Consider the following 11,886-nt stretch of genomic DNA (forward strand, 5'->3'; position numbering starts at 1 on the left):
GGAAGTGATCGAGGTTCTCGTCCAGTGGTCGGTGAGTGGAATCTTTGCATCCCGCACGTCCGCGACATGTGATTGCTTTATGAGGCCTTCTGCGTCCCGACGTGCCGGGATCGGTTTGCGATGTTGTTCGCCATCACTGACGTCCCACGGAGTAGTTGGGGAGTGCGCACTTGAGCGAGTTCGATGACCTCCGTCCCGCCGGCGAGGCGGTGGACCGGGGAAACGAGCTGCCCGCGGGAATTCCGGGGGCAGCGGCACACGCATCGCGCGATCTCGTCCTGCGTGTGACCGCGGAAGTACTCGCCGACATGGTGCCCGGCGCGCCCGCGGTGGGCAGCGGCACCCGGTCGTTCCTCGACCTCGGCTTCGACTCGCTGGCGTCGGTCGAGCTCCACGCGCGCCTCGTCGCGGCCACCGGCCTCGAACTGCCCGTGACGGTCGTCTACGACTACCCGAGCCCGATGGCGCTGGCCGCACGCCTGGGCGCCGGTGACGAACCGCTCGGGTCCGTCGCCGCGTTCCCGGCGATCGAGCACGACGACGACGTGGCGATCGTGGGCATCGGCTGCCGGTTCCCCGGCGCGGTCGACTCGCCGGAACTGTTGTGGCGCCTGGTCGACGACGGCGTCGACGCCGTCACCGGCTTCCCCTCCGACCGCGACTGGGACGTCGAGGAGATCTTCGACCCCGACGCGAGCAAGGCGGGCAAGACCTACAGCCGCCACGGCGGGTTCCTCGACGCGGCGGCGGAGTTCGACGCCGAGTTCTTCGGGATCTCACCGCGTGAGGCGACCGCGATGGATCCCCAGCAGCGCCTGGTGCTCGAAGTCTCCTGGGAGGCGCTGGAACGCGCGGGCGTCGACCCCACCTCGTTGCGCGGCAGCCGTTCCGGCGTGTTCATCGGCGTCGAACCGCAGGAGTACGGTCCGCGACTGGCGGACGCTCCCGAAGGGTCAGAAGGCCATCTGCTCACCGGCAACGCGACGAGCGTGGTGTCCGGTCGCATCGCGTACGTGCTCGGCCTCGAAGGTCCCGCGCTGAGCGTGGACACCGCCTGCTCGGGTTCGCTCGTCGCCCTGCACCTCGCCGCGAACTCGCTGCGGTCCGGCGAGTGCGACCTCGCGCTCGCCGGTGGCGTGGCGGTCATGGCCAGCCCCGGCAACTTCATCGCCTTCTCCCGTCAGCGGGGACTCGCGCCCGACGGGCGCTGCAAGCCCTTCGACGAGTCGGCCGACGGCACCGGCTGGGGCGAGGGCGTCGGAGTCCTCGCCCTGGAACGACTTTCCGACGCCCAGCGCAACGGCCACCCCGTGCTCGCCGTCCTGCGCGCGTCGGCCATCAACCAGGACGGCGCCTCGAACGGCCTGACGGCGCCGAACGGCCTCGCGCAGCAACGTGTGATCCACCAGGCGCTCGCCAACGCCCGGCTCGCCGCCGCCGACGTCGACGCCGTGGAGGCCCACGGCACCGGCACCCGCCTGGGCGACCCGATCGAGGCGCAGGCGATCCTCGCCACCTACGGCCGCGAGCGCGAGGCGGACAGGCCGTTGTGGGTCGGTTCGATCAAGTCGAACATCGGCCACGCCCAGGCCGCCGCCGGTGCCGCCGGCGTGATCAAGATGATCATGGCGATGAGGCACGGCACCCTGCCTCGCTCTCTGCACCTCACCACGCCGACGCCGCACGTGGACTGGTCGGCCGGCGCCGTCTCGCTGCTCTCCGAAGCCCAGCCGTGGCCGGAGACCGGCCGTCCGCGCCGTGCCGCGGTCTCGTCCTTCGGCATCTCGGGCACCAACGCCCACGTGATCATCGAGGAGCCGCCGCCCGCGGAGGGCGAGCGGTCCGCCGACACCGGGAACATCGCCGTTCCGTGGGTGTTGTCGGGCAAGACGCAGGAAGCCCTGCGCGCCCAGGCCGAACGGCTGAAGGCCTTTGCCGGAAACGACTCCACGTCCAGCACCGTCGACATCGGACTGTCGCTCGCCACCACCCGCGCCGCCCTCGACCACCGCGCCGTCGTCGTCGGCCGCGGCCGCGACGAGCTGCTGGCCAGCCTCGACGCCGTGATCGACCCGGCCTCTCCGGCTCTCCGCGACGTCGCGGGCACCGGCGGCCTCGCGTTCCTGTTCTCGGGTCAGGGTTCCCAGCGCCGCGCGATGGGCCTCGAACTGTACGAGCGCAACGAGGTGTTCGCCCGCGCGCTGGACGACACATGCGGCTACCTCGACGTCCAGCTCGACATCCCGTTGCTGGAGGTGCTGTTCGCCGAGGAGGGCAGCGAGAACGCCGCCCTGATCGACCAGACCTCCTACTCCCAGCCCGCGCTGTTCGCGATCGAGGTCGCGCTCTACCGGATGCTCGGGTCGTGGGGCCTGAAGCCCGACTACGTCAGCGGCCACTCGATCGGTGAGATCGCCGCCGCGCACGTCGCGGGTGTCTTCTCCCTGGAGGACGCGGCGACCCTGGTGGCCGCCCGCGGACGGCTGATGCAGGAGCTTGAGCTTCGAGGCGCGATGGTGTCGTTGCGCGCCAGCGAAGAGGAGGCTCTGGGCCTGCTGGGCGGACACGAGCAGACCGCGAGCATCGCGGCGATCAACGGACCGCGCTCCGTCGTGATCTCCGGAGCCGACGACGTCGTGCTGGGGATCGCCGACCGGTGGCAGGCGCAGGGCGGCAAGGCGAAGCGCCTCAACGTCAGCCACGCCTTCCACTCGCCGCTGATGCGGCCGATGCTGCAGGAGTTCCGCCAGCTGCTGGAGTTCCTCTCCTTCTCCGCTCCGGCCATCCCGTTCGTCTCCACGGTCACGGGCGGCCTGGTGAACCCGGCCGAACTGTCCACACCGGACTACTGGGTGGCGCACGTCAGCGAGGCCGTGCGCTTCCACGACGCCGTGCGGGTCATCGAGTCGGCCGGCGTCACGACCTGTCTGGAGCTGGGCCCCGACGGTGTGCTGTCCGCGATGGCCGCGGACTGCCTCACGGACGAGGCCGACGTGCTGGTCCGGCCCGTCCTGCGCCGCGACCGCTCCGAGGAGATCGAGGCGCTCAGCGCGCTGGGTCACGCCCACGCGCGCGGCGCCCAGGTCGACTGGCCCGCGGTGTTCCCGGCGGGCGCGACCACCGTCGAGCTGCCCACGTACGCCTTCCAGCGCGAGCACTTCTGGCTGCCGGGAACGGCCGCCGGTGACGTGGCCGCGCTGGGCCTGGAGTCCGGCGACCACCCGCTGCTGGGCGCGAGCGTCGAACTCGCCGACGGCGTGGGTCACGTGCTCACGGGACGCCTGTCGCTCGCGACGCACCCGTGGCTCGCCGACCACGTCGTGTTCGACCGCGTCGTCGTTCCCGGCGCCGTGCTGCTCGACCTCGCGGTGCGCGCCGCGGAGGAGGTGGGCTGCGCGACGGTCGAGGAGCTGACCCTGCAGGCACCTCTGGTGCTCGCGGCGACCGACTCCGTGCGGTTGCAGCTGCGGGCGAACCCCGTTGACGACTCCGGCAGGTCCGCGATCAGCGTGCACTCGCTGCGGTCGGGATCCGGCGAGTGGGTCCTGCACGCCTCCGGCGCGCTGGCCGTGGAGGAGCAGACGCCGCGCGAGTGGTCCACGACGGCCTGGCCGCCCGCCGGAGCGCGGGAGGTCGCGCTCGGCGGCGTCTACGACGAGCTGGCCGCCACCGGTCTGGCCTACGGCCCCGTCTTCCGCGGGCTGCGCGGCGCGTGGGTCGCGGGCGACGAGGTGTTCGCCGAGGTCGCGCTGCCGGAGCAGGCCGGCGTGGACGCGGCGGAGTTCGCCCTGCACCCCGCGCTGCTGGACGCGTCGCTGCACGCGATCGCGTTCGGCGGTGCCGGTGACGACGCCGGCCGGGCACGGCTGCCGTTCTCCTGGTCCGGCGTGTCGGTGCACGCGACCGGCGCGACGTCGCTCCGCGTCAGGATCACGGTCAAGAGCGCCGACGAGGTCGCTCTGCACGCCGTCGACCCGGCGGGTGCTCCCGTTCTCACGGTCGACTCACTGGTGTCCCGTGCGCCTTCCGCTGACACGCCGAGTGCTCCGTCCAGTCTGTACGCAGTGGACTGGGTTCCCGTTCCCGTCGGCAGTTCACCGGAGTGGACGACCTTCGGCTCGGTGGACGCCGTCCCCGGTGTGCTCGCCCTGGTCGTCTCGCCGGAGAACGACGGTCCGGCCGGCGTGCGCGAGGCCACCCGCACCGTGCTCGCGGCCGTGCAGGACTTCCTCGCCGACGCCCGGTACTCGGACTCCCGCCTCGTGGTGGTGACCCGTGGTGCGGCCGGGCCGGACGTGACCGACGTGGCCACCTCGGCGGTGTGCGGTCTGGTGCGTGCGGCACAGGCCGAGCACCCAGGGCGGTTCGTCCTCCTCGACGGCCCGCAGGAGTTCGTCGGGACTGCCGCCGGAAGCGGTGAGGCCCAACTGGCCGTGCGCGAGGGCGTTCTCCTCGCACCTCGTGTCGTGCGCGCCCCGGCCGGGAACAACGCCGAACCGGAACTGCTCGAAGGCACGGTCCTGATCACCGGTGGCACCGGTGGGCTCGGAGCCGCGCTGGCCAGGCACCTGGTCTCAGCCCACGGCGTCACGAGTCTGGTCCTCCTCAGCCGTGGCGGCGCCGAGTCGCCAGGAGCCGGCGAACTGAGCGCCGAGCTCACCGAACTCGGTGCGCACGTCACGATCGAAGCGTGCGACGTCGCCGATCGCGCGGCCCTGGAATCCGTCATCAGCGCCATCCCGGAGGAACGTCCTCTGGTCGGCGTGGTGCACACCGCGGGCTCGCTCGCGGACGGCGTGGTCACGTCGCTCGACGAGGAACGCCTCGAAGGCGTGCTGCGCCCGAAGGTCGACGGCGCCTGGCACCTGCACGAGCTGACGAGCGGCCTCGACCTGCGGCTGTTCGCCCTGTACTCCTCCACGTCCGGGCTCTTCGAGGGCGCCGGACAGGGCAACTACGCCGCCGCCAACAGCTTCCTCGACGCACTGGCGCAGCACCGCCGCGCCGCCGGCCTCCCGGCCCAGTCCCTCGTGTGGGGTCTGTGGGAGCTCGGCATGGGAGGCGGCCTGACGCCGGAGGAGGCCGATCGCGCCGCTCGCCAGGGCTTCCCCGCGTTGGCCGAGCACGAGGGCCTCGCGTTGTTCGACGCGGCACTGGCCTCCGGCCTGCCCGTCGCCGTCACCGCGCGGCTCGACCTCGCCGCTCTCGAAGCACGATCCCGCGACGGACTCCTCCCGCCGCTGCTCGAACGTCTGGTCAGGACGAGGTCGCGCCGCGTCGCCGCCGGTGCCTCGCCCGCGCAGGGCTCACTGCTGGCCGGGATCGCGAAGTCCGACCAGCGGGCCGTGCTGCTCGGTGTGGTGCGCGCCCAGGTCGCGGGCGTGCTGGGGCACGCCTCCGCCGACCGGGTCGAGCAGGACAAGGCGTTCACCGACCTGGGCTTCGACTCGCTGACCGCGATCGAGCTGCGCAACAACCTGAGCGCCGCCGCCGGCGTGCGGCTCCCGGCCACGGTCGTCTTCGACCACCCGACGCCCGCCGCGCTCGCCGCGTTCCTCCACGTCCAGCTCTCCGGCGACGAGCCCGACCCGACCGCGCCGGTCGTCACCTCGGCCGCGTCGGACGAGCCGATCGCGATCGTCGGCATGGCGTGCCGCTACCCCGGTGGGGTGGGTTCGCCCGAGGACCTGTGGACCGTCGTCGCGTCGGGCACGGACACCATCTCCGGCTTCCCGTCGAACCGCGGCTGGGACCTGGACAACCTGTTCCACCCCGACCCCGACCACCGCGGCACCTCCTACGCGTCCGAGGGCGGCTTCCTGCACGACGCCGACGCGTTCGACGCCGAGTTCTTCGGCATCTCGCCGCGCGAGGCCCTGGCGATGGACCCGCAGCAGCGCCTGCTGCTGGAGGTCGTGTGGGAGTCGCTGGAGAACGCCGGCCTCGACCCCACGTCGTTGAAGGGCAGCAGGACCGGCGTGTTCGCCGGGGTCATGTACTACGACTACGCGCACAGCCTGGGCTCGATCCCCGAGGAGGTCGAGGGCTACATCGGCACCGGCACCTCGGCCAGCGTGCTGTCCGGCCGGGTGGCCTACACGCTCGGGCTGGAGGGTCCGGCGGTCACCGTCGACACCGCCTGTTCGTCCTCGCTCGTCGCTCTGCACCTCGCCTCGCAGGCGTTGCGCTCGGGGGAGTGCGGGCTGGCTCTCGCGGGTGGCGTCACGATCATGGCGACGCCGGAGACGTTCGTGGACTTCTCCCGCCAGCGCGGCCTGGCCGCAGACGGGCGCAGCAAGTCCTTCGCGGCCGCCGCCGACGGGACCAGCTGGTCCGAGGGCGTCGGCGTGCTCGTGCTCGAACGGCTGTCCGACGCGCGCCGCAACGGCCACGAGATCCTGGCCGTGGTCAAGGGTTCCGCGGTGAACCAGGACGGCGCGTCGAACGGCCTGACCGCGCCGAACGGTCCGTCGCAGCAGCGCGTGATCCGCCAGGCGCTGGCCAACGCCGGACTGTCCACTTCGGACGTGGACGCCGTCGAGGCGCACGGCACGGGCACCCGGCTCGGCGACCCCATCGAGGCACAGGCGCTGCTCAACACCTACGGGCAGGACCGCGCCGGACTACCGCCGTTGTGGCTGGGTTCCATCAAGTCCAACTTCGGGCACACGCAGGCCGCCGCCGGTGCCGCCGGTGTGATCAAGATGGTCCTCGCCATGCGGAACGGGACGCTGCCGGCGACGTTGCACGTGGACGCCCCGACGCCGCACGTCGAATGGGACACCGGCGCGGTGTCGCTGCTGACCGAGCAGGTTCCGTGGCCCGCGGCCGACCGGCCGCGAAGGGCCGCCGTGTCGTCGTTCGGCATCTCCGGCACCAACGCGCACGTGATCCTCGAAGCTCCGGACGAGGTGGACGTCCCCGTCCGCGCGACGGGCGAGGACACCTCCAGGATCGCCTGGGTGCTGTCGGGCAGGACGCCGGCGGCGGTGCGGGAGCAGGCGCGACGGCTGAGCGACTTCGTCGGCACCGGCGCCACCCTCTCCCCGGCGGACATCGGCTTCTCGCTGGCCACGACCCGTGCCGGGTTGGAGTCCCGTGCCGCCGTGACCGGAGCGGACCTCGGCGAGCTGGTGGCCGCCCTGGACGTCCTCGCGGACGGAGGGGCCGGCACCGACGTGGTGGACGGCTCCGTCCTCAGTGGACCCCTGGCGTTCCTGTTCGCCGGTCAGGGCTCGCAGCGGTTGGAGATGGGCCGCGGCCTGCACGAGGAGTTCCCGGTCTTCGCTTCGGCCTTCGACGAGGTCTGCGAGCTGCTGCCGGGCGTGCGCGAGGTGGTGTTCGGCTCGGACGCCGAGGCGCTGAACCGGACCGCGGTGGCGCAGCCGGCGTTGTTCGCCGTCGAGGTGGCGCTGTTCCGGCTCGTGGAGTCGTGGGGTGTCCGGCCGGAGTTCCTGGTGGGCCACTCGATCGGAGAGATCGCGGCGGCCCACGTGGCCGGCGTCTTCTCACTGGCGGACGCGGCCAGGTTGGTCGCGGCGCGTGGCCGGTTGATGCAGGAACTGCCTGCCGGTGGCGTGATGGTGGCGGTGCGGGCCGGCGAGGACGAGGTCGAGCGGTTCCTGTCGGACGAGGTGTCGCTGGCCGCGGTCAACGGCGCCGGTTCGGTGGTGCTGTCCGGTGTGGAGGGACCGGTTCTGGCGGCGGCCGACGAGCTCACCGCGCAGGGCCGCAAGTGCACGCGGTTGTCGGTGTCGCACGCGTTCCACTCGGTGTTGATGGAGCCGATGCTGGACGGGTTCCGCGCGGTGGCGGAGTTGATCGAGTACCGCGAACCGGCGGTGCCGATGGTGTCCACCGTGACGGGTGCCCTGGTGGGGCCGGGTGAGGTGACGTCACCGGAGTACTGGGTCCGGCACGCGCGGCAGCCCGTGCGGTTCGCCGACGCGGTGGCCGTGTGCGCGAAGCTCGGGGTGACGCGGTTCGTCGAGCTGGGCCCGGACAGCTCCCTGTCCGGACTGGGCGCGGAGGGCGCGGACGAGGAGAGCGTCTTCGTCCCGCTGCTGCGCAAGAAGCACGACGAGGTCAAGTCGTTCACCACGGCGCTGGCGCGGTTGCACGCGCACGGTGTGCCCGTCGCCTGGGACGCCATGTTCCCCGGTGCCCGGCGGGTCCCGTTGCCGACGTACGCGTTCCAGCACGGGAGGTACTGGCTGGAGGCGCCGCGCACGCAGGCCGGCACGACCGGGCTCGGGCTCGCCTCCGCCGAGCACCCGCTGCTCGGCGCGGCCGTGGAGTTCGCGGAGGGAGACGGGTTCCTCTTCACCGGATGCCTCTCCCGTGCCGCCCACGGCTGGCTGACCGACCACGTCGTGCTGGACCAGGTGATCGTTCCCGGCGCGTGCCTGGTCGAACTGGCCGTGCGCGCCGCGGACGAGGTCCGCTGCGGCACCCTGGAAGAGCTGACGCTCCAGACCCCGCTGGTGCTGCCGGAGTCGGGCGCGGTGGACATCCGGGTGCAGGTCGGTCCGTCCACTTCGGACGGTCGTCGTTCGGTCAACGTGCACTCTCGCCCGGCGAACTCCCTCACCGGAGACGCCTGGACGCGGCACGCCACGGGCTCCCTCGTACCTGCCGCGCCCACGCCCGACTTCGACCTCCGCGAGTGGCCGCCGGCCGGAGCCGAGCCGGTGGCGATCACCGGCCGGTACGAGGAGCTCGCGAGCACCGGCCTGTCCTACGGTCCCGCGTTCCAGGGCCTGACCGCGGCCTGGCAGCTCGGTGACGACGTCTTCGCCGAGGTCGTGATCGCGGACGACGACAGCCACCCGGACTACGGGCTGCATCCGGCACTGCTGGACGCCTCGCTGCACGCGATCGGCCTGAGCGGGGACACGCCGCTGTCGCTGCCGTTCGTGTTCAACGGCGTCACCCTGCACGCCTCCGGCGCCGGCTCGCTGCGGGTCCGCCTGCGCGAGGAGAGCGGTGGCACCTGGTCGATCCGGGTGGCGGACAGCGCCGGCGAGCCGGTGATGACCGTGGAGTCCCTGGTGCTGAAGGAGATCTCCGCCGAAGGGCTGCAGACGCGGCAGCAGAACGACTGGGCGTTGCGCGTGGAGTGGGCGCCGGCGGTGCTCGGCGACGCCGTCGAGTGGACGGACTACGAGGCGGTCGACGGCCGGGCTCCCGCGCACGTCGTCCTGCACGTGCCGGTGGACCACGACCAGGACGTGCCCGAGGCGGCGCGCAGGCTGTCCCACCGGATGCTCGACGTCGTCCAGCGCTGGGTGGCGGACGACCGGTTCGCCGGCTCCCAGCTCGTCGTGGTGACCGAGGGCGCGGTCGCAGTGGAGTCCGCGGTCGACAGCCCGGCGACTGCTGTCGTCTGGGGCCTCGTCCGCACCGCGCAGCAGGAGTACCCCGGCCGTTTCCTGCTCGTCGACGCCGAACCCGGCGCGGCGATCGGGCGCGAACTGCTGGGCAGGCTGATCGGGGCGGGGGAGCAGCAGCTCGCGGTGCGCGGCGACCACGCCTTCGCGCCGAGGATCGTGTCCGCGGCCAAGGACCGGCTGTCCCCGCCCGCGGGAACGGACGCGTGGGTGCTGGGGATGTCCGGCAAGGGCACGCTCGACCACCTGGTCCTGACCCCGAACCCCGGTGTGCTGGAGCCGATCGCGCCCGGAGACGTGCGCATCGGCGTCCGCGCCGCCGGACTGAACTTCCGCGACGTGCTGACCGTGCTCGACATGTACCCGGGAGACGCCGGGACGATCGGCAACGAGGCCGCCGGCGTCGTGCTCGAAGTCGGCTCCGAGGTGACCGACCTGCGTCCGGGCGACCGCGTGATGGGCCTGGTCATCGGCGGGATCGGCCCGATCGCCGACGCCGACCGCCGGCTGGTGACCCGGATGCCGCAGGGGTGGACGTTCGAACAGGCCTCCGCTGTGCCGCTGGTGTTCCTGACGGCGTACTACGGCCTGCGCGACCTCGGCCGGCTTGAGAAGGGCCAGTCCGTCCTGATCCACGCCGCCGCGGGTGGCGTCGGCATGGCGGCGACCCAGATCGCGCACCAGCTCGGTGCGGAGGTCTTCGGCACCGCGAGCACCGGCAAGCAGGACGTCCTGCGCGCGGCAGGGCTGGACGACCTGCACATCGCGTCGTCGCGCGACCTCGACTTCGAGGACGTGTTCTGCGCGGCGACCGTCGGACAGGGAGTCGACGTCGTGCTCAACGCGCTGTCGGGTGAGTTCGTGGACGCGTCGCTGCGCCTGGTCACCGCCGGCGGTCACTTCGTCGAGATGGGCAAGACCGACGTGCGCGACGCCGCCGAGGTGGCCGCACAGCACCGCGACGTCACCTATCGGGCGTTCGACCTGATCGACGCCGGACCGGACCGGATCGCGGAGATCTGGGCGGAGCTGGACCGGCTCTTCGAACGCGGAGAGCTCACGCCGTTGCCCACCAAGAGCTGGAACGTCGGCCAGGCGCAGGACGCGTTCCGGTTCATCAGCCAGGCCAAGCACGTCGGCAAGGTCGTGCTCACGCTGCCGAGGCCGATCGACCGGAACGGAACGGTCCTGATCACGGGTGGCACCGGCGCGCTCGGCAGTGCGGTCGCACGTCATCTCGTGGCCGAGCACGGCGTCCGCCACCTCCTGCTGATCAGCCGGAGCGGAGCGGACGCGCCGGGAGCCGAGCAGCTGCGCGCCGACCTGGTCGGGCTCGGTGCCACGGCGGACATCGCCGCCTGCGACTCGGCCGACCGCGAAGCGCTGGCCGCCGTGCTGGACGCCGTTCCTCAGGACCGGCCGCTGACCGCGGTCGTGCACACCGCCGGTGTCCTCGACGACGGACTGCTCGGCTCGCTCACGCCCGCACGACTGGACGTGGTGCAGCGCGCGAAGGTCGAAGCGGCCTGGCACCTGCACGAGCTGACCGAGCACCTCGACCTGGCGCGGTTCGTCCTGTTCTCCTCCATCAGCAGCATCACCGGCATGGAGGGCCAGGCCAACTACGCCGCGGCCAACGCGTTCCTCAACGCCGTGGCCGAGCACCGCCGCGGCAACGGCCAGGCGGGCCAGGCCCACGCGTGGGGCCTGTGGGCGGACGGCATGGGAGCCGGCCTGTCCCGCTCCGACCTGGACGTGATGGAGCAGGAGGGTTTCGGAGCACTGGCCCTGGCGGAGGGCATGACCCTGTTCGACGACGCGCTCCGCACGGACGAGCCCGTCACCGTCCCGGTGAAGCTCGATCGCGCGGCGTTGCGCAAGTTCGCCAAGCACAACGAGCTCAACCAGATGTGGCACGAGCTGGGACGGGCCACGTCCCGCCGCGTCACCGAGGCGGCCCAGTCGTCCTCGCTGGCGGACCGGCTCGCCTCGCTGACGGCGACGGAGCAGGACGCGTTCCTGGTCGACCTCGTCCGCGGGCACGCCGCCGCCGTCCTCGGCCACAGCGACGTGGACGCGCTGGAGACGACCAAGCCGTTCACGGACATCGGCCTCGACTCGCTGACGGCGGTCGAGCTGCGCAACCGGCTCAACACGGCGGCGGAGGTCCGGCTGTCCGCGACGGCCGTCTTCGACCACCCCACACCGGCCGCGCTCGCGACCCACCTGAAGGAGCTGCTGGCTCCGCAGGGAGCCGCCACGTTGTCCGCGGCCGCCGTGCTCGCGGAGCTGGACCGCCTGGAGACGAGCCTGCGGGCGGTCGACGGGGACGGTCACCTGACGATCGTGCTGCGGCTGGAGGAACTGCTGTCGACGTTCTCGGCGACGGCCGCGGGGCCGGTCGACGACGAGAGCACCGACCTGGCGGACGCCTCGGTCGACGACGTCGTCGACTTCCTGGAACGAGAACTCGGCCTTTCCTGACCGAGCCCACCCC

1 protein-coding gene is annotated in these 11,886 nt (G+C 72.4%); it reads left to right on the forward strand.

All coding sequences use genetic code 11. From position 1 onward, the window contains the following. Positions 1-170: 170 nt before the first annotated feature. Positions 171-11,873 carry an SDR family NAD(P)-dependent oxidoreductase gene (locus ACFWN2_RS03510; RefSeq protein ID WP_382424677.1) on the forward strand — a complete coding sequence of 3,901 codons (11,703 nt, stop codon included), beginning with the start codon at positions 171-173 and terminating at the stop codon, positions 11,871-11,873. The last annotated feature ends 13 nt before the right edge of the window (positions 11,874-11,886 follow it).

Origin of the sequence: Lentzea sp. NPDC058436 (assembly GCF_042721515.1) — a bacterium.
Taxonomy (GTDB): Bacteria; Actinomycetota; Actinomycetes; order Mycobacteriales; family Pseudonocardiaceae; genus Lentzea.